The organism is Kineothrix sp. MSJ-39, from assembly GCF_018917935.1.
Lineage (GTDB): Bacteria > Bacillota > Clostridia > Lachnospirales > Lachnospiraceae > CAG-194.
In genome coordinates this window covers 1-26,801 of record NZ_JAHLPN010000024.1, presented here as the reverse complement: position 1 = coordinate 26,801, position 26,801 = coordinate 1, and the positions used below count along the sequence as shown (strand labels likewise).

22 protein-coding genes are annotated in these 26,801 nt (G+C 45.5%); 17 read left to right on the top strand and 5 right to left on the bottom strand.

The annotated features are described in order from the left end of the window. Genes KQI22_RS12485 through KQI22_RS12475 form a run of 3 tightly spaced genes read right to left on the bottom strand, consistent with a single transcriptional unit; the run spans position 1 to position 3,272 of the window. Complete coding sequence (locus KQI22_RS12485) at positions 1–1,170, bottom strand: ABC transporter permease (protein ID WP_216552851.1); 1,170 nt, start codon at positions 1,168–1,170, stop codon at positions 1–3. After that, positions 1,157–2,302 (bottom strand): ABC transporter permease, encoded by a 1,146-nt coding sequence (locus KQI22_RS12480; RefSeq protein ID WP_216552849.1) that lies wholly within the window; start codon positions 2,300–2,302, stop codon positions 1,157–1,159. Before KQI22_RS12480 ends, KQI22_RS12485 begins: the two co-directional genes overlap by 14 nt. Positions 2,303–2,330: 28 nt before the next feature. Next, positions 2,331–3,272 carry an ABC transporter ATP-binding protein gene (locus KQI22_RS12475; RefSeq protein ID WP_216552847.1) on the bottom strand — a complete coding sequence of 314 codons (942 nt, stop codon included), beginning with the start codon at positions 3,270–3,272 and terminating at the stop codon, positions 2,331–2,333. Between the two features lie 214 nt (positions 3,273–3,486). Here KQI22_RS12475 and KQI22_RS12470 point away from each other — a divergent pair, with 214 nt between their 5' ends. The 4 genes from KQI22_RS12470 to KQI22_RS12455 all read left to right on the top strand — a co-directional run bounded on the left by KQI22_RS12470 (position 3,487) and on the right by KQI22_RS12455 (position 6,616). Further along, positions 3,487–4,569 carry a sensor histidine kinase gene (locus KQI22_RS12470; protein ID WP_216552845.1) on the top strand — a complete coding sequence of 361 codons (1,083 nt, stop codon included), beginning with the start codon at positions 3,487–3,489 and terminating at the stop codon, positions 4,567–4,569. Beyond that, positions 4,560–5,183, top strand: coding sequence for a response regulator transcription factor (locus tag KQI22_RS12465; RefSeq protein ID WP_216552844.1), 624 nt, complete (start codon positions 4,560–4,562; stop codon positions 5,181–5,183). The genes KQI22_RS12470 and KQI22_RS12465 overlap by 10 nt, the downstream gene beginning before the upstream one ends. Positions 5,184–5,219: 36 nt before the next feature. Beyond that, positions 5,220–5,450 (top strand): hypothetical protein, encoded by a 231-nt coding sequence (locus KQI22_RS12460; protein ID WP_216552842.1) that lies wholly within the window; start codon positions 5,220–5,222, stop codon positions 5,448–5,450. 98 nt (positions 5,451–5,548) lie between these two features. After that, on the top strand, positions 5,549–6,616 hold the full coding sequence (locus KQI22_RS12455; protein WP_216552840.1) for a GGDEF domain-containing protein: 1,068 nt from the start codon (positions 5,549–5,551) through the stop codon (positions 6,614–6,616). 24 nt (positions 6,617–6,640) lie between these two features. On the opposite strand, the gene KQI22_RS12450 is transcribed toward KQI22_RS12455, so the two are convergent. Next, positions 6,641–7,519 (bottom strand): LysR family transcriptional regulator, encoded by an 879-nt coding sequence (locus KQI22_RS12450; protein WP_216552838.1) that lies wholly within the window; start codon positions 7,517–7,519, stop codon positions 6,641–6,643. 176 nt (positions 7,520–7,695) lie between these two features. Here KQI22_RS12450 and KQI22_RS12445 point away from each other — a divergent pair, with 176 nt between their 5' ends. From KQI22_RS12445 to KQI22_RS14085, 11 genes are all read left to right on the top strand, one after another. After that, complete coding sequence (locus KQI22_RS12445; RefSeq protein WP_216552836.1) at positions 7,696–9,030, top strand: sodium-dependent transporter; 1,335 nt, start codon at positions 7,696–7,698, stop codon at positions 9,028–9,030. A 196-nt stretch (positions 9,031–9,226) separates the two neighbouring features. Continuing rightward, positions 9,227–9,943 (top strand): ABC transporter ATP-binding protein, encoded by a 717-nt coding sequence (locus KQI22_RS12440; protein WP_216552834.1) that lies wholly within the window; start codon positions 9,227–9,229, stop codon positions 9,941–9,943. Positions 9,944–9,955: 12 nt separating this feature from the next. Then, positions 9,956–12,559: an FtsX-like permease family protein gene (locus KQI22_RS12435; RefSeq protein WP_216552832.1), complete on the top strand. Its 2,604-nt coding sequence runs from the start codon at positions 9,956–9,958 to the stop codon at positions 12,557–12,559. A gap of 106 nt (positions 12,560–12,665) precedes the next feature. Next, complete coding sequence (locus KQI22_RS12430; RefSeq protein WP_216552830.1) at positions 12,666–14,150, top strand: AAA family ATPase; 1,485 nt, start codon at positions 12,666–12,668, stop codon at positions 14,148–14,150. 210 nt (positions 14,151–14,360) lie between these two features. Then, the gene (locus KQI22_RS12425; protein ID WP_216552828.1) at positions 14,361–14,867 is read left to right on the top strand and encodes a hypothetical protein; all 507 of its coding nucleotides are present in this window, start codon (positions 14,361–14,363) and stop codon (positions 14,865–14,867) included. 22 nt (positions 14,868–14,889) lie between these two features. Further along, positions 14,890–16,623: a carbon starvation CstA family protein gene (locus tag KQI22_RS12420; RefSeq protein ID WP_216552826.1), complete on the top strand. Its 1,734-nt coding sequence runs from the start codon at positions 14,890–14,892 to the stop codon at positions 16,621–16,623. Positions 16,624–16,780: 157 nt separating this feature from the next. Next, positions 16,781–17,971 carry a sensor histidine kinase gene (locus tag KQI22_RS12415; protein ID WP_216552824.1) on the top strand — a complete coding sequence of 397 codons (1,191 nt, stop codon included), beginning with the start codon at positions 16,781–16,783 and terminating at the stop codon, positions 17,969–17,971. Positions 17,972–17,992: 21 nt separating this feature from the next. After that, positions 17,993–18,709, top strand: coding sequence for a response regulator transcription factor (locus KQI22_RS12410; RefSeq protein ID WP_216552822.1), 717 nt, complete (start codon positions 17,993–17,995; stop codon positions 18,707–18,709). 81 nt (positions 18,710–18,790) lie between these two features. Continuing rightward, positions 18,791–19,678 (top strand): DUF368 domain-containing protein, encoded by an 888-nt coding sequence (locus KQI22_RS12405; RefSeq protein WP_216552820.1) that lies wholly within the window; start codon positions 18,791–18,793, stop codon positions 19,676–19,678. 4 nt (positions 19,679–19,682) lie between these two features. Beyond that, the gene (locus tag KQI22_RS12400; RefSeq protein WP_216552818.1) at positions 19,683–20,711 is read left to right on the top strand and encodes a bifunctional glycosyltransferase family 2/GtrA family protein; all 1,029 of its coding nucleotides are present in this window, start codon (positions 19,683–19,685) and stop codon (positions 20,709–20,711) included. Positions 20,712–20,736: 25 nt separating this feature from the next. After that, positions 20,737–21,792, top strand: a complete 1,056-nt coding sequence (locus tag KQI22_RS14085; protein ID WP_216552816.1) for a phosphodiester glycosidase family protein — start codon at positions 20,737–20,739, stop codon at positions 21,790–21,792. A gap of 177 nt (positions 21,793–21,969) precedes the next feature. On the opposite strand, the gene feoB is transcribed toward KQI22_RS14085, so the two are convergent. After that, a complete protein-coding gene (feoB, locus tag KQI22_RS12390; RefSeq protein WP_216552814.1) occupies positions 21,970–24,309 on the bottom strand; it encodes a ferrous iron transport protein B in 2,340 nt (779 codons plus the stop codon). Positions 24,310–24,489: 180 nt separating this feature from the next. On the opposite strand from feoB, the gene KQI22_RS12385 reads away from it, so the two are divergent. Together KQI22_RS12385 and cobI are read left to right on the top strand one after the other, a co-directional pair. Then, the gene (locus KQI22_RS12385; protein WP_216552812.1) at positions 24,490–25,869 is read left to right on the top strand and encodes an MATE family efflux transporter; all 1,380 of its coding nucleotides are present in this window, start codon (positions 24,490–24,492) and stop codon (positions 25,867–25,869) included. A 96-nt stretch (positions 25,870–25,965) separates the two neighbouring features. Continuing rightward, the gene (gene cobI / locus KQI22_RS12380; RefSeq protein WP_216552810.1) at positions 25,966–26,682 is read left to right on the top strand and encodes a precorrin-2 C(20)-methyltransferase; all 717 of its coding nucleotides are present in this window, start codon (positions 25,966–25,968) and stop codon (positions 26,680–26,682) included. Positions 26,683–26,801 lie beyond the last annotated feature (119 nt).

Below are 26,801 nucleotides of genomic sequence, written 5' to 3'. Positions count from 1 at the left end.
TTACGCAAGACTTGCCCTTTTCCGCTGTTTATTTGCCACAAGGTATACAGAGAAGATCGCAACGAGGAAAATACACTGCATACCGATATATTTCCAGTAATTTGCCAGAGAGTAACTTTCTCCTGACCAGCCTGTTACCATGTTGATGATCTTGATATACCAGTAAGCCGGGAGAAACTTTGCAACGGCTAAAACTCCGGTGCTCAAATACCACTGTGGTACAAAAATACCGCAAAGGAAGCTCATACCGATTCCGATGATATTCGAGATCAGGTTGAGGGAATTGTCCTTCAGACCAAAGGTACTTAACAGCAGCGTGATCGCAACACAGATCTGCGTGAATACAAAACTGTTTAACATACATAACTGTCCCTGTTGGGAAAAAACATTTTTCGGGCCAAAGAACAGAACTGCAGCCAGTGTAAAGACAAGCCATGTCAGAATACTGTAGCAGATACAGCCAAGTCCGAGCTGCAGGGTACGCGATTGGGCAGGCAGGGCAGAGCAGGAGATCCGGGCACTGACATCTGTCTGCTGGAATGTCACAAGGATCGGCACCAGACTGAGGGAGAAGATCATCAAAAAGATATAGCTCATGTACTGGAACCAGTAAAACATGGTGGTGTTCCCGCTGTCTGCCGTCTTTTGAAAGGTAATGGCTTCCACCTTCGGAGAAGCTGCCAGATTTTGATCGGTAGCAGCAATGGCATCTGCCAGGGAATAGCCGCCTGTGCAGTATAGGGAGATAGAATCCAAATAGCTGTTCAGCTGCTCGTTGACGAAAAAGCCGTTCGCATTGTCCTGCCTGATGCTGTGTGACAGCTTCAGGGGCGAATCCGTCAGAAAATGCGCCTCAAATCCCTGGGGAATTGTCAGGACATAGCTGATCTGCTGATAAAAAAGATTGTCTGTCAAAGATTCCGTATCTGTTTTCTCAAGCGTTACCAGATTGTGACGGGAGCCAAGGTAGTCACGTATGCTCTGGCTGAGCACGGAGTGATCCTCGTCCAGTATGGTAATATCTATCTTCTTGGCGCTGAAATCACCGCTCAGTGATCTGGACTGCGAGATGCTCATCAGAAAGATGAGGATCAGGAAAACACCCGAAAAGATAAATACCTGTCCAAGATGTTTCTTCGCAATTTTAAAAAAAATGTTAAATACTTGCATAGCGGGACCTCCTGGTTTTCAAAATACCCAGACCGATAAAGAGAACGGATAAAAGAAGCAGTGTTACAATATTCCGGGTGTATCTTGCATGCCCTTCAAAAATGCTCAGGCAGTAAAAGCTGTCTGCGATCAGGGCAGCAGGATTGATGCGGTTGACAACGGGCGCGATACGGTCAATGAGGACACGCATATTGCCGACCATAAGACCGCTTAAAAAGCACAGGGGCATGATCATGGCAAAGATGAGACCTGTCTTTTCTTCTTTTCCTTTTTTGCCCAGTGTGCCAAAGAAAAAGCCGAGGGATACGCCGGTCAGAACGCCGGTAAACAGTGACAGGACTGCATACGGAAGCTGTGCATCAACGCCGACCTTCAAAATATAAGCAAGGTAGAAAAAACCGGCAAGATTCATGATAAATTCAAAGAAGGCCGCTGCGATCAGTTCGCCGATGACCAGCGTGGACTTTTTCTGGGCAGAAACTGTTTTACGTGCGGCAAGTGTGGAAAGATTGCCCTGATTTTCCACAGCAACGATCACACCAGCCATAGCGGCATATAAGCATGCCATGGCGAGCAGGTTATAAAAATACTGTGTATAAGTATCCACATTCGGATTTTTCTGTAAGGACACTTCCTCGTTGAAAGCATGCGGATTCTGAAAAGCAGAGATCACCATCTCGGCATTTTCAGGATGCTTCTGCATCGTATCGATCAGCAGATCACAGCGGAGATTGAACTCCTCCACGAAAGCTGCCAGAATACTCTGTTTGATATTATCCGCTGCTGTATTGGCGGAAACGCTGAGCTTTGCCTGACTGCCACTTTGGATCATACCGCACACATCGCCGTTTTCCAAAAGCTTTCGTGCTTCCTCCTTGGAGCAGAACGTAGTGTCCAGGAAGGGATCCTCTCCTTCGGAAAGCTGTGTCACGGTCTGCTTGAGGGCTTCTCCATAGTAATCATCGGTAAGGACGACCGCCACAGGAATCGTGCTCATGGATTCTGATGCACCGAGATTGGAAAATGCAATATAAAAGAATGTGCCCAGAACGATCGGAAACACTAAAATCCAGAACATATTTGTTGTATTGCGCAGCAGCCGTTTCAGGCTGCAAAAAATAATCTGTATCATGACTGTACTCCTTTCTGAATCCTATCGTTTAATCGCGCAGCTCTTTGCCGGTAATTTCCAGAAAGACATCATTTAAAGAAGGAAGCTCGGAATGGACATAGCCAAAGGAGTAGTTTTTCTGTTGCAGATAATCAAGCACATGAATGAGATTGTGCTGACCGCCGCTGCAGAGAACCGTTAGCTTATGCTGATCAAAGCTGACCTCATACACATGCGGCAGGTGCCGGATGGCGGAAAGATCTTCTTCTGTCAGAGTGAGGATATCGATCGTGATGATCTCACTTTTCTTGATCAGTTTTTTCAGTTCTTCGGTTGTGCCAAGTGCCAGGTTCTTGCCCTGATCGATGATGGCAATGCGGGAACAGACCTGTTCTACCTCGTCCATATAGTGGGAGGTATACAGGATCGTTGCCCCGCGTTTGTTCAGTTCGACGATCCCTTCCAGAATCTTATTACGGCTTTGCGGATCGACCGCAACGGTCGGTTCATCTAAAATGATCAGTTTTGGCTTGTGTGCGATCCCACAGGCAATATTCAGACGGCGGAGCAGACCGCCGGACAGCTTTTTCGGATAAAACTTTCTGAAATGTTCCAGCCCTACAAAAGAAATCGCTTCTTCTACATATTGTTTTCTAAGTGCCTTATCACGGATATAAAGGCCACAGAAATAATCGATGTTCTCGGAAACGGTCAGTTCATCGAAAACCGCAACATTCTGCATGACAACACCAATTTGAGACTTGAGTTTATAATTGGTTGGTGTGATCTCCTCGCCGAAAATTTCAATGTCTCCTTTGTCATAAGAAAGAAGAGAAAGCAGACAGTTGATCGTAGTTGTTTTTCCGCAACCATTCGGGCCGAGAAGACCGAAGATCTCGCCTTCGCGGATGGTCAGGTTCAAATGATCTACGGCGATGACTTCACCGTATCGTTTGACCAGATTTTCTATTTTAACTGCTGTGTTTGCCATAAATAACCTCCAGATTGTATGATATTGTTGCGCAGATTATCCTGCATGAGAAAAGTATAGAAGGTTTTCTGCCTGATTTGTAGTAATAAATGTTAAGACCTGATATGACATTTGTCATATTTTCATTCTTTCATTATACTATTTGCGCGATCTGTGATAGGATGAATCTGACGGGGAACATTTACGGAAATCACGAAAAGGAGGAGAACATCGGATGCAAAAAGCGATAGATAAACATGTGATACTGATGATGGGACTTCTTTTTCTGCTGAACCGTAATCTGACCTATGAACCGGTGATCACATTTCTGGCAGCACTCATTTCAATGGAACTGATCATTTATCTGGAAAAAGATGTTGTCTTTTATGGGATTGCAGCGGTTTATGTGCTGGCGTGTTTCTTTGCACCGGGACTGATCTTTTTTCTGCCGGTACATATTTATGAGTTTATCTATAGAAAGAAATGGTGGGGCTGTCTTTCCGGCGCATTGGTTTTATACAGAATTTCTTTATTTCAGGAACCGTGGCAGATCCTGTTGTGGTTCGTGACCGTTATGCTGGCAGTTCTTCTGGCGGTCAGAACGAGGCAGCAGGTACAGGAGCATGCTGCCTTTTTGAAACTACGGGACAGCAGTGTGGAAGAACAGACAAAAATGAAGCAGCGCAACAAAGAACTGCTGGAAAAGCAGGATTATGAAATCAGGGTTGCGACGCTGTCCGAGCGGAACAGGATCGCACGGGAGATCCATGATAATGTCGGACATATGCTGTCACGCTGCATCCTGCAGCTTGGAGCTCTCATGATGGTGCATAAAAAAGAAGAAACACTTTATGCACAGCTTTCCAGTGTGAATACATCCTTAAATGAAGCCATGAACAACATCCGGGAAAGTGTGCATGATCTGCACGATGAATCGGTAGATCTGAAACAGGCTGTTGTGGAGGCAACTTCCCAGATGCGTCAGAATTATGAACTGCAGCTTGTGTACGATATGTCACCGCAGATCCCGAGAAATGTGAAGTATGCCATGATCGCTATTGTGAAGGAAGCCATGGCTAACATTATAAAGCATTCCGATGCGACAAAGGTATCAGTCATGCTGCGGGAGCATCCGGGATTTTACCAGCTTCTGATAGAAGATAACGGAACGAAGATCAGCAAAAATAAACAGCCTGGCATCGGGCTTACCAATATGCGGCAGAGAGTGGAGGCACTTGGCGGCAATATCCATTTCAGAACAGAAGCAGGATTTGCCATTATGGTATCGATCAGAAAGGAAATGAAAGAATGCGGGTAATCGTAATTGATGATGATCAGCTTGTGGAGATGTCGCTTACGACAATCCTCGGGTCAGATGAAGAAATAGAAGTAGTGGGCAGCGGACATGACGGAGCGGATGCTGTCGCGCTGTATCAACAAGAAAAGCCGGACGTTGTCCTGATGGATATCCAGATGCAGGAAATGAGCGGACTGGCAGCGTCGGAAGAAATACTTGCCATGGATAAGGCGGCGAAGATCCTGCTGCTTACCACTTTTTCGGATGAAGAATATATTGTAAAAGCACTTGGGATCGGCGTCAAAGGCTATATACTAAAGCAGGATTTTGAAGCGATCATTCCGGCACTGAAAGCGGTTTACGGCGGACAGAGTGTATTTGGCGGTGAGGTGGTATCCAAGATTCCCGCACTTACAACGGCAAAGCATGCATTTTCTTATGCAGACTATGACATCGGGGAAAAGGAACAGGAGATCATTGAGCAGGTGGCGATGGGGAAATCCAACCGGGAGATTGCGCAGAGCCTCTTTTTGTCCGAAGGGACAGTCAGAAATTATATCAGTGCGATCCTGGAAAAACTGTCCCTGCGCGATCGTACACAGCTTGTTGTATTTTATTTTACGAAAATATGTTAACATCCCACAAAGACGATAAAAGAAAAGAGGAATACTATGTTTTATCCAAAAGATAATTCTTACAATGATATCCGGGAAAAGTCGTTAAACAGCTGGCTTTCTGAAATGGAGCAGCATGAGGATCTGGCGGTGCGCGGCGGTGTCAGACTTGCCCGGGAGTACATGCAGTATTTAAAGGATGAAAATAAACGGCTGCTGGAGGAGAATGAATTGAAGAACAGCTATTTGAAGAAAATGGCAGGAGATAAATCAAAAAGAGAAATCTGATCCGGATTCAATTGCCTGAATGGCTTACAGGTGCTATACTATCCTTCGAGACAGGGAACAGGGCGAAATGCTTTGCAAAATGAGGAGAAAAAGTACAAATGGAGATGTATTATACAGCAACGACTGCAATGATAGTGGTCTGTATGCTGATCATGCTTGTATCAATTAATTTTAATATTGGACTGAAGGCAAAACAAAAACAGACATCAGCTATTTTGTTCGGACTGATCATCTTAGGTGTGTTATGCGAATGGTGCGGTGTAATGTTAAACGGACAGGAAGTATCGCAGATCCCGTTACACAAACTGGTAAAAGTGATCGAGCTTTCTTTTTCACCGTTTATCGGTCTGGCATGTGGAAAGAGTTTTGGTGATTCCAAATGGGAGAAACCGTTTTTCTACTGCTTATGCCTGAATGTGGTCTTCGAAGTGATATCTGCCTTTACAGGATGGGTATTTTATGTGGATGCCAATAATATCTATCATCATGGCCGGTTTTATGTGATTTATCTGATCTCTTATGTATTGGGATTTGTCTATTTCATGGCACGTGGTATGGCAATATCCAAGAATTTTCAGGGAAATTACGGGCTTTCCATATTGGGTGTAGTGGTTTTTGCAGCCGCCTGCATTGTGATGCAGACGATAGACAGCAGTGTCCGGATCGATTGGCTTGCGATTGCAATGAGTGCGATCATGCTCTATAAGTTTCATGGAGATATGCTGTTGCAGATAGACGGACTGACAGAGCTTCTGAACCGTTTCAGTTATGAGTACACGCTGCAGAACATTTCACGTAAGGCTGTAGTCCTGTTTTTTGATGTAGATAAATTTAAACAGATCAATGATACCTATGGACATGCATTCGGAGATTTCTGCCTGCAGACGGTGGCAAAATGTATGCATAAAGTATATGGCAATTACGGAATGTGTTTCCGCTACGGCGGGGATGAGTTTTGTGTGGTACTGTACCGTTCGCCGGAACAGGCAGAAAAGCTGAATAAAGATTTTTACACAGCCCTGGAACAGAAACGGAAAAAGGAAAAAAATCTGCCGACGGTTTCTTATGGTTATGCACTCTATGATCCACAAACGGATAAGATTGCAGATACGATGAAGAAGGCAGACGATATGATGTATCAATATAAGCAGGCAAACAGAAAATAACAGCGTTTTAAAAAGAGCAGTGGGCTATGCCTGCTGCTCTTTCAGATATTCGATCACACAGGTGAGCTCAGGAGAGATCCATTTATTGCGGTGATACAGAAGTTGACGCCAGATGCCCGGTGCAGGCATGTCGCTGACTGGCAGACTGATCAGCCGCCCGTTTGCAAGATCTTCCTGCACGACAAATTCTGGAAGATAGGAAATGCCGATATCCTGACGGAGCAGGCTGCAGATCAGCTGGGTATCGCCTGTTTCCATGGCAGGGGTTGTTTCGAGCCCTCTGGCAGCAAGGATTTCGTCCAGTATCGCGCGATAACTCATATTTTTTTCGGTCAGAAGCAGTGGATAGTCGAGTAGATTCTCGATGTCCACTTTTTTTGCTTTGGCGAGCGGATGGTGGGGGCTGGTGACAAAATGGATGTTGACAGGTGCTTCCAGTGCTGTCCTGTAATGATGGCTGTAAATACGACGATCCAGTGTATAGACAATGTCAACCTGATTCTGTCCCAGCATCTGGAACATATCATCCGTGCTTGCGGCGATCAGCTTTAAGCGGATGCCCGGATAGCGGTTGTGAAAATCCTTGAAGTGGCTGTGGAACTGCCAGCTGGAAAGCGATTCTGCGATCGCGATCCTGACAATGCCCGCAGGCGCGGTATTGCCTGCAATATGACCGGCTTCTGCCCAAAGCCGCAGGATCTGATGTGCAAGCGGAAGCAGCTTCTGTCCTTCATTTGTCAGGGTGACTGTATGGCTGATCCGTTCAAACAGCGGAATGCCCAGTTCATTTTCGAGCTGCTTGATCTGAAAAGAAACGGTGGACTGGGTAAAGCCGAGCCGCTGTGCAGCCTGCGTAAAGCTTTTCAATTCGTTGACCATGACAAAGGTCTCTAAATTTTTCATATCCATAGGAAGACCCCTTTCTGCTTGTGTATCGATAAATTCGATAGAAGCTATAAAAATCATTTGTTATACAAATGATAATACAAATTGTATAATAAACAGTACGGAAAAACAAGCTATGGTTTGGAAAGACAGATCACAGCAGCAAAAGAATAGTAAGATTGGGAAGGTATTTTATGGAAAACAGAGAAAGACTGGGGAGCAGACTGGGGTTTATCATGCTCTCCGCAGGATGTGCGATCGGATGCGGTAATGTATGGAAGTTTCCGTGGATGTGCGGACAGAACGGCGGCGGCAGTTTCATGCTGCTGTATATCATTTGTCTGCTGGTGCTGGGACTGCCGGCTATGGTCATGGAGCTTTCGGTCGGAAGAGCGGCGCAGACAAGCCCGCTTTATATGTATGGAAAGTTGTCCGGCAAGAAAAAATGGAACATACTCGGTATCATATGCCTGATCGGTAATTTTTCCATCATGGCATTTTATACGGTTGTTTCCGGCTGGATGCTGTATTATTTTATAAAGTTTCTGACAGGGCAGAATCAGAACTTTGGGTTTGAACAGATGATACAAAATCCGGCGCTCAATGTATTTTATCTGTTTATGACAGTACTGATTGCCTTTGTGATCTTAAGTTTTCATCTGCAAAAGGGGCTGGAACGGATCACCAAATACATGATGTCCGCACTTATTGTGCTGATGCTTGTGCTGGCGGTGCACAGCATGACCTTAAAAGGAGCAGGGCAGGGTTTATCCTTTTATATGATCCCTGATTTTTCCAAGATCAACGGCTCCGTTATTGTGGGTGCCATGAACCAAGCATTTTTCACATTGTCAGTCGGAATGGGTGGCATGGCGATCTTTGGCAGTTATATTGATAAAGACAGATCTCTGATGGGGGAATCGGTTCATATTATCGTGCTGGATACACTTGTGGCGGTCATAGCGGGAATCATTATTTTCCCGGCATGTTTTACTTACGGACTGGAAGTACAAGCAGGCCCAAGCCTTTTGTTTGATACGATGGCGACTGTATTTAACAATATGGCAGGCGGTCGCTGGTGGGGCACGCTGTTTTTCCTGTTCATGGTGTTTGCGGCATTATCAACCGTACTTGGCGTTTGTGAAAATCTGCTTGCAATGGTAAGAGAATATACCGGCTGGTCCAGACCGAAGGGCTGCATTGCCTGCGGAACTGCAATTTTTCTTGCAGCCCTGACGACAGCACTCGGCTACAGTGTATTTCATTTCCAGCCGTTTGCAAAAGGAACCGCATGGCTTGATTTCTGGGACTTCATCGTATCAAACAATGTATTGCCGCTGGGTTCTTTGATGCTGGCAATATTCTGCTGCTATAAGATTGGCTGGGGCTGGGACAGGTTTCTTATGGAAGCAAATGAAGGAAAGGGTCTGAAAGTAAAGAAATGGATGCGTCCGGTCTTTCAGTATGTGGTACCGCTTGTGATCGTATTTATATATATTTATGGTATGTTTACATTTCACTGGAAATAATTACAATCTAAAAACGTTTAATATGCAAAAGATACTCGGAAAAGAATAGTATGATAAGAAGGCACTTACTGATAAAAAATATCAGCAAGCGCCTTCTTTCTTGTAATGAAAAACAATTATGCTATACTGATCCTGACAATTAGATATAACTAACCACAGGAGGCGGATCATTCTGCCCTGTAGAAATGAGGAGAGTATGGCAATAGAAGAGAAGAAATTTTTAGAGATTGTAGACCTGAAAAAGGGATTTGGAAGCGGAGAAACAAGACAGGAAGTTTTACGAGGGATGAGCTTCTCTGTTGCGAAGGGAGAGTTCTGTGTCCTGTTAGGACCGTCCGGTTCCGGAAAGTCTACTTTGTTAAATATTCTGGGAGGCATTGATAATGCAGATTCCGGATACATAAGCATAGGCGGAGATAAGCTGGAGGACATGGGTGAGAAAAAACTGACGATGTATCGCAGAAAACATCTGGGCTATGTGTTCCAGCTTTATAATTTGATCGCAAACCTGAATGTAAAGGAAAATATAGAAGTGGGTGCTTATCTTTCCGACAGCCCGCTGGATATTGATGATCTGTTACATACGCTGGGACTTTATGAGCATCGTTATAAGCTGCCAAACCAGCTTTCCGGCGGACAACAGCAGCGTGTTTCCATCGGGCGTGCGATCGTAAAGAATCCGGATATCCTGCTTTGTGATGAACCGACCGGAGCACTTGACTACAATACATCAAAAGAAATCTTGAAGCTGATCGAGGATGTCAATCAAAAATACGGTAATACGGTCATTATGGTAACGCATAACGAAGCGATCAAAAACATGGCGGATCATGTGATCAAGCTGCGTGACGGTATGGTACGGCATAATGAGATCAACACAAATAAGATTTCCGCACAGGATCTGGAATGGTAAGGGGTGGACAATATGAAGAAAAGAACCAAAAATCCCCTGATCAAAAGAATCCCGCGGGAACTTTCCGGTGACTGGAAGAAATATCTGGTAGTGGCACTTTTCCTGATCCTGACGATCGGCTTTGTATCCGGTATGTATGTGGCAAACGGAAGTATGCTGAAAGCCGCAGAGGACGGAAAAACAAAGTATAAGCTGGAGGACGGTCATTTTGAACTGCAGAAAAAGGCAGATGCAGATCTGCTTGCTGCGATCGAGACCGGCGAAAAGGCAGATGTAAAGCAGTACTATCTGGACAAAGCAACCAAAGAACTGGATGAGAAGTTCAAAAAAGAATTTGATGAAAAATTTGATGCGCAGATGGCAGAAACCATGTCGCCGGAAATGCTGGAGGCTGCAAAACAGACGGGCGCTTATCAGACCGCTTATGATGAGGCATATCAGGAAGCCTATGAGAAAGCACTGCAGGAGATCCGGGATAAGATAGACGATGAATATGCGGATGCGGAAGAAAAATATGAATTAAATGATCCGGATTTTCGGGCGGTAAAGACAACGGTTTATGAAAATTCCTACCGGAATGAAGAGGAAGATTACAACAATGACGGTGAAACGGACGGAACCATCCGAGTTTATGCCAGAACGGATGCAGTCAACGAGGCCTGCATTCTGGACGGGCAGCTTCCGGAGAAAGCAGACGAAATTGCCATTGACCGTATGCATGCGGACAACGTTGGCATAAAGGTGGGAGATACCGTTTCCGTATCCGGAAAGAAGTTTCGTGTAACCGGGCTGATCGCCTATGTGAATTATGCGACACTGCATGAAAAAGCAACGGATTTTATGTTCGATGCACTGAAATTTGATGTGGCAATGGTGACAGAGGAAGGCTTTAGCAGTTTGCATAAAAAAGTTCATTTCACATATGCATGGGTTTATGAGGAAAAACCGGCAGATGATGTGGCAGCCAAAAAACAGTCCGATGATTTCATGCGTGCACTCCTGACCCAGACGGTCGCTTGTGACAATGAGATTGCAGACTATGTACCTGCTTATGCAAATCCGGCGATCACCTTTGCAACAGAGGATATGGGATCGGATGAGGCAATGGGCGGCGTTCTTTTATATATTCTGATCGGTATTATCGCGTTCATCTTTGCAATCACAATCAATAATACGATCGTAAAGGAAGCCTCAGCGATCGGAACACTGCGCGCATCCGGCTATACAAGAGGAGAACTCGTCAGACATTATCTTTCCATGCCGGTGATCGTAACGTTGTTTGCGGCTGTGATCGGAAATGTACTTGGCTATACGGTATTTAAAAAAGTGGTTGTTTCCATGTATTATAACAGTTACAGTCTGCCAACGTATGAAACCATATGGAATGCGGAGGCATTTGTGAAAACAACTTTGATTCCGGTCATTCTGATGCTGGTCGTGAACCTGCTCATCATTACCGGAATGATGCGTCATACGCCGCTGCAGTTTTTGCGTCATGATCTGAAGAAAAACAAGCGGAAGAAAGCAATGAGATTGCCACGCTGGAGCTTCTTAAACAGATTCCGTCTGCGTATTCTGTTCCAGAATATTCCCAATTATCTGGTTCTGTTTGTCGGTATCTTCTTTATAATGGTACTGCTTGCCATGGCAGTCGGTATGCCAAGTACCCTGCAATATTATAAGGACAACGCCGAAAGTATGATGTTTGCAAAATATCAGTATGTGCTTTCCGATTATGAGGATGAGGATGGCAATACGGTCACAACAGAAAATGCGGATGCGGAGAAGTTTGATATGACATCCCTGCAGAAGAAGAGTGACACGTTTGATGAAGAAGTATCGGTCTATGGTATAGAAGATGATAGCCGGTATGTACAGATCGACGGACTTTCTGCCCTGAAAGAGGGAGAGGTTTATATCGCAAAGCCGTTCAGTGAAAAATACAACCTGACGAAAGGTGATACAGTAACACTGGATGAGAAATACGAAAACAAACAGTATACGTTCAAAGTTGCGGGCATTTATGAAAAGTGTCAGAGTATTGCGGTCTTTATGCCGATCAGTCAGTTTGGTAAGGTATTTGATCTGAAAGACGGGCAGTTTGGTGGTTTCCTTTCCGATACCGAGATCACGGATCTGGCGGAAGATCAGGTCGCAACGGTGATCACGATCCGTGATATCACAAAGATGTGCGACCAGCTGGATCATTCCATGGGAAGTTATATGACCTATTTCCAATATTTGTGTATTCTGCTTGCGATCGTTATGATCTACCTTCTGACAAAGCTGATCATTGAGAAAAACGAAAATGCCATTTCCATGACAAAGATCCTGGGGTATAAAAACAGTGAAATTGCAGGACTTTATCTGATGGCGACTACGATCGCCGTGGTGCTTATTGATGCAGTTACCGTCTTTCTGGGTGAAAAAGTGATCGTTTACGTATGGGCGGCCATGATGGCAACTTACAGCGGATGGTTTACTTTTATGGTGGAGCCGGCCGGATATCTGAAGATGTTTGTATTCGTTCTGATCGGTTATCTGATCGTGATGTGCTTTGATTTTAACCGTATCAAGAAGATCCCGATGGATGAAGCACTCAAAAATGTAGAATAAGGATGACTGATTTGCAAAATCCGGAATTGTAAAATTCCGGATTTTGTGGTTTCATAGAAGAAGAGCGTGTACAAAGAATACTTAGGAAAGAAAAAGGAGATAAAAAATGCCGGTTTTTGATTTTAGTGGAAAAGGGACAGGAAAGATAGAGGATGTCTGTACTTATACAACGTTTCTGTCAGACGCAAAGGAGAAAAGCCCGGAGGATCCGATCCTTGTGATCAGTAACAAAGAGCAGCAGTGGAAACATCATACAAACGGTCTTTTCACCAATCAGACAAAAAGAACCTCTTTTGAATTCAAGGAAGAAGGAGAAACCTATCCGGCCGATATTTTAAAGGTAGATGCCAGATTTGTGAATCTGATCAAGTGGCTGGGAGAGAACCGGATCAATGTCCGTCTTTCCGGCAAAAATACAGAGGATGGTTATGCGGTATACAGAATCCGTGAAACTGCATTTGGCGGTGGGACAAAGCTCTCCGCAGCAGACGGATTTTTACAGTATATGATCGAAAGACTGTTGTCCATGACAGCAGTGGAAGAGATTGAAGAGGATGATGATGCGGAAGAGGAAGGCGATGATATGAAGATCACCAGCCTGCAGAGTATTTCCGATTTCATGACCTGCGCAGGCAGAACACTTCCCGATAATATCAGACTCTGGGCAAGACGGAACCTTGCTGTGGCAAGATCCCATGAGGTTTCCCCGGAGGAACGCCGTCATGCACAGCGTGCTCTTTCCATTATGATGAATGTACAGTGGAAGAGCGATTATTTTGAGGCGATCGATCCGGTAGAAGCCAGAAAGATCTTAGATGAAGAGCTGTACGGACTGGAACGCGTGAAGCAGCGTATCATGGAAACGATCATCCAGATCAACAGAACGCATACACTGCCTGCTTACGGCCTTCTGCTTGTCGGCCCTGCAGGAACCGGTAAATCCCAGATTGCCTATGCGGTAGCGCGTATTTTAAAACTGCCGTGGGCTACACTTGATATGAGCTCCATCAACGATCCGGAGCAGCTTACAGGAAGCTCCCGTATTTATGCAAATGCAAAGCCGGGTATTATTATGGAAGCATTCTCCATCGCCGGGGAATCCAATCTGGTATTTATCATCAATGAGCTGGACAAAGCAGCTTCCGGCAAAGGAAACGGCAATCCGGCAGATGTTCTTCTGACCTTGCTTGATAACCTTGGCTTTACGGATAACTATATTGAATGTATGATTCCGACATTTGGTGTTTATCCGATTGCAACTGCAAACAATAAAGAGGATATCAGTGCTCCACTGATGTCACGTTTTGCCGTGATCGATATCCCGGATTATACATTTGAGGAAAAGAAAGTGATCTTCAGCAGATTTGCACTGCCAAAGGTACTGAAACGGATCGGGCTCTTAGAAAATGAATGTATTATCACAGATGATGGACTGGATCAGGTGATCACGCAGTTCACCGATACAACAGGTGTCCGTGATCTGGAACAGGCAGCAGAACATATTGCAGCCAATGCCCTTTATCAGATCGAGGTAGATCACAAAAAGCAGGTTACTTTCGACGCACAGGCGGTGAAAGAACTGTTTGCGTAGAAAATAAAATCAATATCATTCTAAAGAAAGTAATATCGTTGTAAAAAAGGCGGCAAAACTTGATACAAAACGACATGTTTTGTATATTTTCCGCCTTTTTTTGATATTTTTTTTCAAAACAGGTTGCGAAAATGGACGCAACATATTATTATAAATAGGTTATAGTTTATAAAGTTTTTATAATTGAGTATATGGAGTGAATTGAACAACATGGATTATACAAGAGAAACCGCGATAGAACGGCTTTTGAAGAGCTACAGATCCAGTTATAACATTCATCCGGACGAAGATGACCGGAACCCGATCACAGCGCGCTGTGATTTTTTTGAGCATTCAGGGCAATATGTCATTTCCAAAAAGGCTGAGCTTTGGACTGCTGATACAGAAGAATTCTTATATTTTTTGAATATCCCGCATCTCACTCTTGAGCTGTATCAGAAGTGGAGAGATTTTGTACATGAAGATGGCATGAACCGTCTGCATGTCGGACCGGGACATATGGCGTCTTATATTACGCCTGTCTTCATCTGCGATACTTGCGATGAAGATGCCAGAAAGGCACTGAAAAAGTGCCGCATATCAAAAAGTTTTCATTTTTCACTGCATGGCTGGATGGATCACCATACTGCACTTGTAGAGCTGTCAACAGGACAGATTGACGCGAACAGGGGCGGCCGCCACACAGCGAAATTTATGAAAAAGGTACTATATTCGTAAATATTGAAGGGAGAAAGAGTAAATGAATTCATTAGTACTTCTTCTCATCTGTGTTGCCATTCTTGTAATCGGCTACATCTTCTACGGTGGATGGCTTTGCAAGCAGTGGGGCGTTGGTGAGAGCAAAACTGAGACACCGGCTCATACAATGGAAGACGGTGTGGACTATGTTCCGGCAAAAGCACCGGTTCTGATGGGACATCATTTTTCATCAATCGCAGGTGCAGGCCCTATCACAGGACCGATCGGCGCAGCAATCTTTGGTTGGCTGCCTGTAACTCTTTGGATTCTCATCGGAGGTATCTTCTTCGGTGGTGTGCATGACTTTGGCGCACTTTTTGCATCTGTCCGCAATAAAGGCCAGTCAATTGGAGAGATCATCTCCGCTAACATGAGCAAGCGTGCAAAACAGCTGTTCATTATTTTCTCATACCTGACACTGATCCTTGTTGTAGCTGCTTTTGCTTCAATCGTAGCATCAACATTCGGCGCTGTATATGATGAAAGTGGTGCACTGGATGTAGCTAAATCCGCTACACCTGCATCTGTTGCTATGATCTCTGTATTATTCATCCTGATCGCTATCGTATTCGGTTTCTTTGTATACCGTAAGAATGTGCCAATGGGCGTTGCTTCTATCATCGGTGTACTTGCGATCGTTCTGATCATGGCAGTTGGTATGAATTTCCATCCGATTTATCTGTCAACAAAGACATGGATGTGGATCGTAGGTCTTTACATTGCGATCGCATCTGTAACACCTGTATGGATCCTTCTGCAGCCACGTGACTACTTAAGCTCATTCCTGCTTTATGCAATGCTTGCAGTTGCCGTATTCGCTGTTGTTGTAGCACATCCTACATTTGATGCAAGTTTCCCGGCAGTAACAGGTTTTGCAGTAGATAACGGAAACGGTATCCAGTATCTGTTCCCTGTACTGTTCACAACAGTTGCATGTGGTGCTATCTCAGGTTTCCATTCACTGGTTTCCTCAGGTACAACATCTAAACAGCTTGACAAAGAAAAAGATGCAAAGCCGATCGCTTACGGCGGAATGCTCCTTGAGTGTGTACTTGCTGTATTAACTCTTTGTGCAATCGGTTATGCTTACAAGTGGAATCAGGCAAACCCTGACAGCGCACTTGTTGGTGCAACAGCTATCTTCGGTGGTGGTATCGCTCACATGGTTGACGATGTTATCCCGGGCAGCTACACAGTACTGAACTCTCTGCTCGTACTTACATATTCAGCTTTCTGTCTGACATCTCTGGATACAGCAACACGTCTTGCACGTTTCATGTTCCAGGAATTCTGGCTTGAGCCTGGTCAGACACCAAAGGATATTAAGGAAGGCTGGAAGAAGGTTATGGTTAATCCATATTTCGCAACAATCTTAACAGTTGTACTTGGTATCTTACTTGGTATGACAGGATATGCTAAGATCTGGGGTCTGTTTGGTGCAGCTAACCAGTTACTTGCAGGTATCGGTCTGTTAGCAGTTGCTACATGGCTTGGTAATGCAGGAAAGAACAACAAGATGTTCTTAATTCCTATGGCGTTCATGATCGTTGTTACGATCTGCTCACTTGCTCTGACAGTAAAGAACCAGATTGGTATCATCGCTGCAGGCGGAGCTGACTGGGGTCCATATGCACAGGTAATTCTTGGCGCATTACTGATCGTTCTGGCTGTCATCCTTGTAATTGAAGGTATCCAGACACTGAAGGGTCAGAAGGCAAAAAAGGCTAACGCTTAATCGGAAGACGAATAACAGTTAGATACAGAAAGAGGCATTCATGGAAATGGATGTCTCTTTTTTATGCGGAAATGTATTCTGTTTAGCATTTGTTTAGAACTAACCATTGCATTTCTTTAGGGTTGTCTGTTACGATCATACAAAGGAGTGGTCTGGGATGAAAAAGACAACGGTAAGACAGAGGATCTTTATTTCCAATGCGGTAACGATATTGATCGCATTATTCGCAATGGTGCTCATCAATCTGGGTATGGTAAAGCTGTACGCGGAGTCGATCGAGAAAGAGTGGCAGCAGACCATGGAATCGGTGATCGATTCGGATCAGGTGGAAGAGCTGCTGGCAGACTGGACAATTCATAAAAATTCATTTATACTGCTGTTTCTGGTAGATGCGTTGTTTTGCATCTGTGCGCTTATTCTGGTCAGCCAGATCTGTACGAGGCATCTGGCAAACCATATCAGTAAGCCGCTGAAAGCACTGGAAACGGGTGCTAACCGTATCCGGGAAAATGATTTGACGGAAGAGATCGATTATACGGGGGATGCGGAATTTGAAACGGTATGTACGACATTTAATGAAATGCAGCAGCATATTTTGGAGCAGCAGGAGCGGAACCGGAAATACGAAAAGGCACGGACGGATATGATCGCAGGTATTTCTCATGATCTGAAAACACCGCTGACTGCCGTAAAAGGCATGATCAAGGCGGTACTGGATGGCATTGCCACGTCGCCTGCGCAGACGGAAAAGTTTTTGCAGACGGCTTACCGCAGGACAGAGGACATGGATATGCTGCTCAATCAGTTGTTTTACCTTTCCAAGCTGGAAACGGGAAATATGCCGCTTCATCAGCAAAAGCTGGATCTGACCGCATTTTTGCGGGACTATGTACAGGGAAAGCAGAGCTATCTGGGAGAGGAGGAAACGCTCTCATTTCAGGTGGAGGATCGTGCGGATGAGCTGGCAGGAGAAACAGAGTCTGCGCATGTAATGGCAGATCCCGAGCAGCTACAGCGTATTTTGGATAATCTGCTGGAAAACAGCCGGAAATACAGTGAGGTAAAACCGCTGCAAATGGAGATTACGCTTTCCCGGAAGCAGGACAGATGGCAGATCTGCTTTGCAGATCATGGTGTCGGTGTTGCAGCAGAGAAACTGCCGTATTTATTTGATGAATTTTATCGCGGCGATGAATCTCGCAACAAAAAGGAAGGAAACGGATTGGGACTATACATTGTCAAATATCTGACACAGGCAATGGGCGGTCAGGTAAGGGCTGAAAGTAAGCATGGGCTGCAGATAGTGATGGAATTCCCACAAAAAGCAGAAAGTGCAGATGAAATATAAAAAGAGAAAGGAACAGAGAAAGTGGCGGAAGGAAAGAGAATCTTGATCGTGGAGGACGATGCGGATATCAGTATGATAGAAGAAGCCTATTTGCAGGCATCCGGTTTTACAACCGTGGTCGCAGAGGATGGCGGCAGTGTGACAGAGCTTCTGCAGAAGGAAAAATTTGATCTGATCTTACTGGATCTGATGCTGCCCGGTAAGAGCGGTTATGTGTTATGCAAGGAGATCCGGGAAAATCTGAAGCTTACGATCCCTGTTCTGATGGTAACTGCGCGGACGGAATCCGTAGACAAAATCCGTGGACTGGGATTGGGCGCGGATGATTATATCGCCAAACCGTTTGATCCGGCGGAGCTGGTTGCCAGAGTGCATGCCAATATCAGGCAGTATGAACGGCTGGCAGGCGCAGCGACGGAGGAGAAAAAGCCCGAGGAGATCAGGATCGGATCGCTTACCATATTGCCGGAAAGCTGGAAGGTGTATAAGGATGGAAAGGAACTCCGCCTGCCTAACAGAGAATTTGAACTGCTGTTGTTTCTGGCGAAGCATCCTAATATCGTGTTTTCCAAGGAACAGCTTTTTGAAGCGGTCTGGGGCTATGAGTATATGGGAGATAATGCAACCGTCATGGTGCATATCAACCGGATCCGGGAAAAAATAGAAGAGGACAGCAAAAATCCGAAGCTGCTGGAAACCGTCTGGGGTGCAGGCTATCGGCTGAATGCACCGGTTTAGGATTTGTTTAGAATATAACCTCCTGTTTGTTTAAGGTAACTTGTTATGCTGGTTACAGAAACGAACAGGAGGTTTTTTATTATGTTAAAAGAAGGCATCAATGGATTTTGTATGGCACTGGCGGACAGCGTGCCCGGTGTATCGGGCGGAACGGTCGCCTTTATCATGGGATTTTACGACCGGTTTATCGGTGCAATCCATGCACTTGTATTTTCCGGCTGGAAGGAAAAAAAGGAGGCAGTCAGATATTTATGGAAACTGGGACTGGGCTGGATCATTGGTATGGGAATGGCAGTACTTGTCCTGACCTCCTTATTTGAAAGTCATATTTATGTAGTCAGCTCTTTGTTCCTTGGATTTGTGGCAGGTTCTATCCCACTTGTGATCCGGGATGAAAAAGAGAGCTTCCGACAGGTCGGACAGGGCATCTTTTTTGGCGTTCTTGGTATGCTGCTCGTTGTACTCATCAGCTATTTAAACGGCAGGACAACAGGAGCTGCAATGGATCTGGGACAGTTTTCGATGACTCTTGGCATCCGGCTTTTCCTCATTGGCATGGTTGCCATATCCGCGATGTTTCTGCCGGGAATTTCAGGCTCTACACTGCTTCTGATTTTTGGTGCCTATATGCCTGTCATGCATGCGATCCGGTCTTTGCTTTCCCTGCAGTTTTCTTATCTGCCGGCTGTTATGTGTTTCGGCCTTGGCATTGTCTGCGGTGCAGCAACGGTTGTCAAGTTGATCCGGTATTGCCTGCAGCATTTCCGTGTTTTTTCGGTATATGCGATCCTGGGCATGATGATCGGTTCTTTTTATGCGATCTGTATGGGACCGACAACTCTCTCCATTCCGCAGCTTCCGCTTGATCTTTCCCATTTTCACCCGGTAGCCTGTGTAATCGGAATTGCATTGGTACTTTCTCTGCAGCTTTTAAAGGACAGAGATGAAAAGAAAACAGAAAGGGCGTGAGCATATGGCAACTATCATAATACCGGCTTATCAACCGGACGAAACTCTTTTGAAGCTGGCAGGACAGCTTTGGGAGGCAGGAGATGAGATGATCGTCGTGGACGACGGAAGCGGTGAAAATTACCAGTCCATTTTTGACCGCCTCGAAGACATCTGTATCGTGCTCCATCACAGGGAAAACAGAGGAAAAGGGGCAGCGATCAAAACAGCACTCTGCTATATCAGGCGGGAAATGTGGGACTGCGATGTGGTCGGTATTATGGATGCAGACGGACAACATCTGCCGACCGATATGCAGAAACTCACGACCTATGCGCATACCCACAGAAATACGATGGTACTTGGTTGTCGGAGCATTGCACAGATGCCATTCCGCTCGCGGATCGGGAATGCTGTGACAAGAGAAGTATTTCATCTTTTGTCCGGTGTCAGGGTAAAGGATACCCAGACAGGGCTGCGGGCATTTGATGCACAGTTGATCCCACAGCTTCTGGCAGTGGAAGGGCAACGCTATGAATATGAAACCAATGTGCTGATGACACTTGCAAAGAAGAAAATCCCGATCGAGGAGGTAGAGATCCATACGATCTATCATGATAAAGAGAATTCCTGTTCTCATTTTCATGTGCTGCGGGATTCTTTCCGGATCTATCAGAATATGCTGAAATTTTCCTTGTCTTCCGCCTCCAGTTTTCTGGTCGATTATCTGCTGTTCGCAGGGTTTATAACAGTGTTACCGCATACAGCAGGCATGGTACTTCTGGCAAATGTCATGGCAAGACTGCTGAGTGCTTTTTACAATTACAGCATGAACTGCAGATTTATCTTCCATACAAAAAGGAAGTTGTCGAGCGGAATGCAGTATTTTCTGCTGGCAGCGGGCATCCTGCTCATGAACAATGTGATCCTGATGGTATATACAGGTCTGGGACTGCCTGTTTATTTTGCAAAGATACTGACAGAATGCACACTGTTTCTGATCAGCTTTAACGTACAGAGTAAACTGATCTTTAAGCGTAATGTTGCAGTTTAAAGAGATGTAATAGAAGGTGAGAAAAGTGACATGGAAAAGACGGATAGGAAGTATTTTGATCGATCTGTGCATTGCCTGTCTTATTTTACTTGGCGTATGGATCCTCAATTATAAATTGCCGCACCGTATGGCGGCAGAAATTAAGCAGCCACTACCACAACAGTCGGATCAGACGGAAATACAGATTCCATATGCAGAAGAACCGGGACCGGAAGCGATTGCGGAAGAAAACAGCATTGTACAGACCGGCAATTTTAAAGAAAAGTTTGCGGATCAGTTTACCGATCAGGTTGTAGAAACGGCTGATTCTTATACAAGTCCTGATCTGGCGATCCACATCAGCCATCAGTCTTATGATTCGGGCAGGGTGGATACGACCGATCAGCGGCATGTGAAGTACGGAACGAAGATCGCCTATACGGTTGCGGATATTTATGTCAGTGATATTTCGTGCCTGAAAACAGCATTTGCACAGGATACTTATGGGATAGGCTATGAGGAAAAGCTGACATCGATGGCAAAACGGCTTGGTTCTAAGCTGGCGGTCAACGGCGATTCTTACAGCAACGACCATAATAAAGAGAAAGGGACTGTCATTCGAAACGGCATTTATTACAGAGTGGGACAGTCGGATGCGGAAACCTGTGTGCTGAATCAGGATGGTACGATGGATATTTACGCACCCGGAACGGTAAACCGACAGACACTGGAAGAAAAGGGGGCTTACCAAAGCTGGGTATTTGGACCAAGCCTTCTGGATGAGAACGGAAAGGCAAAGACAGAATTTGTGACATGGGATTATATCAGGCAGTCTCATCCACGGACTGCCATCGGTTATTATGAACCGGGACATTACTGCCTGGTGCAGGTGGATGGCAGACAGAGCAGTACAAGAGGCATGTTTCTGGAAGAAATGGCAAAGCTGTTTGAAACGCTTGGCTGCCAGAAGGCATATAATCTGGACGGCGGACATTGTTCTTTTATGGTCAGGGATACAACAGTGGAAAATCATCCATATAAGCCGGAGCATGGTGTGGCAGACGGTATTTTCATCATGGAGCAGGGAGGTACAGACCTATGAAAACATGCAAAAAAATACTGCTGCATATCTGTATGATCTGCAGCAGCATAGATATTATGACGATGGTGCTTGATTATTTTAATCCGTATATGAATTTCAGTGGTGCGGTCAGATGGCTGCATCTGACGCTCTTTGGTTGTCTGTTGCTACTTTTGCTTTTGCCGCAGCCGCGAAAGACTAAAACAGACTACCGGCAACATGTACCAGATAAGCCGCAAGCCAGGCGATCACACACTGACCGACAACGACCACTGCAGCCCACTTTCCACCAAGTTCACGTTTGATCGAGGCAATCGCCGCAACACAAGGCGTGTACAGCAGACAGAAGACAAGAAGGGCTGCTGCTGAAAGGGGTGTCAGAACTGCCTGCAGGGAAGCGGTGGAGCCAAATAATATGGAAAGTGTGGCAACAACACTTTCCTTTGCCATGAAGCCCGTGATCAGAGCTGTGGATATACGCCAGTCACCGAATCCAAGCGGTGTAAAGAGAGGCGCGATCAGTCCTGCTACGGCGGCAAGGATACTGTCCCTGGAATCTGTCACCAGATTCAGGCGCAGGTTGAAGGTCTGTAAAAACCAGATGATGATCGTAGCAAGGAAAATAACGGTAAAAGCTCTTTGCAGAAAGTCTTTTGCCTTTTCCCATAGAAGCTGGCTGACATTCTTTATGCCCGGGAGTCTGTAGTTTGGCAGTTCCATGACAAACGGAACGGCTTCTCCGTGAAACAGGGTAGAGCGCAGCAGAAGTGCCATTAAAATACCGATGACAATACCGCCGAAATAAAGGGCGATCATAACAAGTGCACCATGTCCCGGGAAAAAGGCAGCGGCAAAAAAGCTGTAGATCGGCAGCTTGGCAGAGCAGCTCATAAACGGTGTCAGCAGGATCGTCATTTTACGGTCCCGTTCGGATGGCAGGGTACGGCTTGCCATAACACCCGGAACCGTACATCCGAAGCCGACCAGCATAGGGACAATGCTACGGCCGGAAAGCCCGATCTTACGGAGCAGTTTATCCATCACAAAAGCAACTCTTGCCATATAACCGCTGTCTTCCAAAAGAGACAGGAAGAAAAAGAGTGTGACGATGATCGGCAAAAAGCTGAGCACACTGCCGACGCCGTTGAAAATACCATCAATGATCAGGGAATGGAGCACGGAGTTGATGTGTGCTGCCGTAAGAAGCTGATCCGTCAGATGCGTCAGCGTATCGATCCCAAGCTGCAAAAGATTGGAAAGTGCAGAGCCGATCACATTAAAGGTCAGGAAAAATACAAGTCCCATAATGGCGATAAAACAGGGGATGGCGGTAAAATGTCCTGTCAGTATTTTATCCATTTTGACGCTGCGCATATGCTCGCGGCTCTCATGTGGTTTGACAACCGTTTCTTTACAGATCTTTTCAATAAACGTAAAACGCATATCCGCAATGGCAGCAGCACGGTCAAGTCCGCGCTCCGTTTCCATCTGTACAATAATATGTTCCAGTGTTTCTTTCTCATTTTCATCCAGCTGCAGCTGCTCTAAGATCAGATGATCGCCCTCTGCCAGCTTTGCTGCAGCAAAACGGACCGGAATGCCTGCAGATTCCGCATGGTCTTCGATCAGATGCATAATACCGTGCAGACAACGGTGTACAGCACCGCCATGATCTTTTGCATCACAGAAATCCTGTCTGCCCGGCCGTTCCTGATATTTTGTGACATGCATGGCATGTGCGATTAGTTCGCTGATGCCTTCATTTTTGGCAGCGGAAATGGGAATGACGGGAATACCGAGCATTTCCTCCATCTGGTTGACTAAAATGGAGCCGCCGTTGACGCGCACTTCATCCATCATATTCAGGGCAAGTACCATCGGGATATCAAGCTCCATAAGCTGCATGGTCAGATACAGATTCCGTTCAATATTGGTAGCATCCACAATATTTATAATGCCTTTCGGCTTTTCGTTTAATACAAAGTTACGGGTCACGATCTCTTCATTGGAATAAGGAGACATGGAATAAATGCCGGGCAGATCTGTTACAAGTGTATTTTTCTGCCCGCGGATCGCACCGTCTTTCCGGTCTACCGTGACACCGGGAAAATTACCGACATGCTGGTTAGAGCCGGTCAACTGGTTAAATAAAGTTGTCTTACCACAATTCTGGTTGCCCGCAAGAGCGAAAGTCAGAACAGTGCCTTCCGGCAATGGGTTTTCTTCCTCTTTATTGTGGTATCTGCCGCCTTCTCCAAGTCCAGGATGATCGATAGGCTTCAGTGCCTGTCTTGGCGGAAGCGGTTTCTTTTCATATATATTTTCAATGGTGATCTTTTCGGCATCTGCCAGTCTGAGTGTCAGCTCGTAGCTGTGGATGCGCACCTCAACCGGATCGCCCATAGGGGCATATTTCACCATGGTGATCTCGGCTTTTGGAATGATACCCATATCCAGAAAATGCTGACGCAGGGCACCTTCACCGCCAACGGTGACAATGGTTGCGGTTTTTCCGATCGGAAGTTCTTTTAATGTCATGTTATCCTCCGTGAAATAGTAGAAAGTATTATTGATAAAAAATCTCATTAGTAGTATAGACATAAATCAAAGATGCGGTCAATGCTCCAAAATGATTTTTCAGAAAAGAAACTGAATAAAACGGTAAAGTGTGTTATAATTTCGGAGGATAAAACCTCAGAAAGTACGCAGGAGCATGGTATGCAGACAGAAACCAGACAGAAGAAAAACAAATATGAAATAGATATGACAAACGGAACATTGATGGATAAGCTGATCTCATTTTCACTTCCACTGATGTTATCCGGCATTTTACAGCTGATGTTTAATGCGGTGGATATCATTGTGGTAGGAAGATTTACGGGAAGCAGTGCACTGGCAGCGGTCGGTTCGACCACTGCACTCATTAATGTATTTACCAATCTCTTTATCGGGATATCATTAGGTGCCAATGTGCTGGTTGCCAGATTTTATGCAGCGGGCAGAGAAAAAGAAATGTCAGAGACAGTGCACACAGCCATTGCTCTTGCGCTTGTCAGTGGACTTATCATGGCAGTGGTGGGAGTAGTGTTTGCCAGGGGCGCCCTTACGTTGATGGATACCCCGGCAGATGTCATCGGACAGTCTGCCTTGTATATGCGCATTTATTTTGTGGGAATGCCATTTTTTATGCTGTACAATTATGGTGCAGCTATTTTGCGTGCGGTGGGAGATACAAAGCGTCCGCTTATTTTTCTGATCGTATCCGGTGTGATCAATGCACTGCTTAATCTGTTTCTCGTTATCGCGTGGGATATGGGTGTTGCAGGCGTTGCCATTGCGACCGTGATCTCCCAGATGATCTCCTGTATTCTGGTGCTGCGCTGTCTGTATCAGACGCAGGGAAGTTATCAGCTCCGGTTTTCAAAACTGGCGATCAGGGGAGAATATGTCGGACAGATCTTTCAGGTAGGCGTTCCGGCGGGCATCCAGAGTACGGTCATCAATTTTTCAAATGTGCTGCTGCAGTCGTCTGTCAATTCCTTCGGCTCTATAGCTATGGCGGGGTATACCGCGGCTAACAATATTCTCGGTTTTTTGTATGTCTCCGTTAATTCCATCACGCAGGCATGCATGAGCTTTACCAGCCAGAATTACGGCGCAGGCAAGAAAAAACGTATGGATAAGGTTTTGCTGGAATGTATGCTGCTATCGGTTGTTTTTGCGCTGCTCTTAGGCAGCAGTGCCTATCTGTTCGGCCCTGAAATTTTGCAGATCTATACAACGGATCCGGATGTTATAGCCTGTGGCATGGAAATTATGTTATATACGACCGTGACCTATTTCCTGTGCGGACTGATGGATCTGTTTCCGGGAGCACTTCGTGGTATGGGACATTCGGCAGTTCCGATGATCCTTTCCGTGATCGGAACAGTCGGTACCAGAATCGTCTGGATCTATGGAATCTTTCCACAGCACAGATCATTAAAGATTCTGTTTATTTCTTATCCGGCTTCGTGGATCATCACGATCGCCATGCAGGTGATCTGTTACTATTTTGTAAGACGAAGCGTTTATGCAAAAATGCCGGATGACATGTAAAGCGCCTAAAAGACCGGAAAGAATGGTTGATGATGGTAAGAGGGATTTGCCGGGGAAGAAGGAAAGAACAAAATAAACAGAAGGATAGAGAAGTAAATGGAAGGCATATTATATGGAATCGGCGTCGGACCGGGAGATCCGGACTGCCTTACTCTTGGTGCAGTCAGAAAAATAGAGGAAAGCGACCTGCTTTTGTTGCCGCAGGAAAAAGAAAAGTGTTATGCATACCAGATCGTAAAACAGGCAGTGGCAGTTGCTGAAAAGGAAACATGTGTCCTTTCTTTTCCGATGACAAAGGAAAAAGCAGTTTTAGAGCAGGCAATGGAAGAAAATGCAAAAGTTGTCTGCGGCTTACTTGAACAGGGAAAGACACTGGCTTTCCTGACGATCGGGGATCCGTCTGTGTACGCAACCTATATGTACCTGCAAGAGCGTGTGCAGGCACTGGGCGGAAACGTGCAGATGATCAGTGGTGTTCCTTCCTTTTGCGCGGTAGCGGCAAAGCTGGGCATTTCACTCGGAGAACAGGAAGAAGAAATCCATGTGATCCCGGCAAGCTATGAGATCAGCCGTACGATGCAGTATCAGGGAACCAGGATCTACATGAAAGCGGGCAGAAAGCTGGAAGAACTTTGCGAAATGCTTGCCCGGGAACAGAAAGAGCGGGAAAAACAGGGAGAGGAGCTGCAGGTTTACGCGGTTTCCGACTGTGGTCTGCCAAGCGAAAAGGTCATGTATGGCTTGGAGGAACTGAAAAGCGGCAGCTATTTAACGGTTGTGATCGTGAAGAGCATAAAAAGAAAGACTAGATAGAAGGGGCTGTAAAATAAGTCCCTAACAAAGAAACGCCAACTCCGGCAAATGTCGGTTTTGGCGTTTCTTTGTATGATTTTTTCTATTTTTGAACAGGTCTGCATCTTTGGGTATAAAAA

What these genes read in the sequence shown, in the direction of transcription:
- KQI22_RS12485 (WP_216552851.1), bottom strand. Translation starts at nt 1,170, where the DNA reads ATGCAAGTATTTAACATTTTTTTTAAAATTGCGAAGAAACATCTTGGA.
- KQI22_RS12480 (WP_216552849.1), bottom strand. Translation starts at nt 2,302, where the DNA reads ATGATACAGATTATTTTTTGCAGCCTGAAACGGCTGCTGCGCAATACA.
- KQI22_RS12475 (WP_216552847.1), bottom strand. Translation starts at nt 3,272, where the DNA reads ATGGCAAACACAGCAGTTAAAATAGAAAATCTGGTCAAACGATACGGT.
- KQI22_RS12470 (WP_216552845.1), top strand. Translation starts at nt 3,487, where the DNA reads ATGCAAAAAGCGATAGATAAACATGTGATACTGATGATGGGACTTCTT.
- KQI22_RS12465 (WP_216552844.1), top strand. Translation starts at nt 4,560, where the DNA reads ATGCGGGTAATCGTAATTGATGATGATCAGCTTGTGGAGATGTCGCTT.
- KQI22_RS12460 (WP_216552842.1), top strand. Translation starts at nt 5,220, where the DNA reads ATGTTTTATCCAAAAGATAATTCTTACAATGATATCCGGGAAAAGTCG.
- KQI22_RS12455 (WP_216552840.1), top strand. Translation starts at nt 5,549, where the DNA reads ATGGAGATGTATTATACAGCAACGACTGCAATGATAGTGGTCTGTATG.
- KQI22_RS12450 (WP_216552838.1), bottom strand. Translation starts at nt 7,519, where the DNA reads ATGAAAAATTTAGAGACCTTTGTCATGGTCAACGAATTGAAAAGCTTT.
- KQI22_RS12445 (WP_216552836.1), top strand. Translation starts at nt 7,696, where the DNA reads ATGGAAAACAGAGAAAGACTGGGGAGCAGACTGGGGTTTATCATGCTC.
- KQI22_RS12440 (WP_216552834.1), top strand. Translation starts at nt 9,227, where the DNA reads ATGGCAATAGAAGAGAAGAAATTTTTAGAGATTGTAGACCTGAAAAAG.
- KQI22_RS12435 (WP_216552832.1), top strand. Translation starts at nt 9,956, where the DNA reads ATGAAGAAAAGAACCAAAAATCCCCTGATCAAAAGAATCCCGCGGGAA.
- KQI22_RS12430 (WP_216552830.1), top strand. Translation starts at nt 12,666, where the DNA reads ATGCCGGTTTTTGATTTTAGTGGAAAAGGGACAGGAAAGATAGAGGAT.
- KQI22_RS12425 (WP_216552828.1), top strand. Translation starts at nt 14,361, where the DNA reads ATGGATTATACAAGAGAAACCGCGATAGAACGGCTTTTGAAGAGCTAC.
- KQI22_RS12420 (WP_216552826.1), top strand. Translation starts at nt 14,890, where the DNA reads ATGAATTCATTAGTACTTCTTCTCATCTGTGTTGCCATTCTTGTAATC.
- KQI22_RS12415 (WP_216552824.1), top strand. Translation starts at nt 16,781, where the DNA reads ATGAAAAAGACAACGGTAAGACAGAGGATCTTTATTTCCAATGCGGTA.
- KQI22_RS12405 (WP_216552820.1), top strand. Translation starts at nt 18,791, where the DNA reads ATGTTAAAAGAAGGCATCAATGGATTTTGTATGGCACTGGCGGACAGC.
- KQI22_RS12400 (WP_216552818.1), top strand. Translation starts at nt 19,683, where the DNA reads ATGGCAACTATCATAATACCGGCTTATCAACCGGACGAAACTCTTTTG.
- feoB (WP_216552814.1), bottom strand. Translation starts at nt 24,309, where the DNA reads ATGACATTAAAAGAACTTCCGATCGGAAAAACCGCAACCATTGTCACC.
- KQI22_RS12385 (WP_216552812.1), top strand. Translation starts at nt 24,490, where the DNA reads ATGCAGACAGAAACCAGACAGAAGAAAAACAAATATGAAATAGATATG.
- cobI (WP_216552810.1), top strand. Translation starts at nt 25,966, where the DNA reads ATGGAAGGCATATTATATGGAATCGGCGTCGGACCGGGAGATCCGGAC.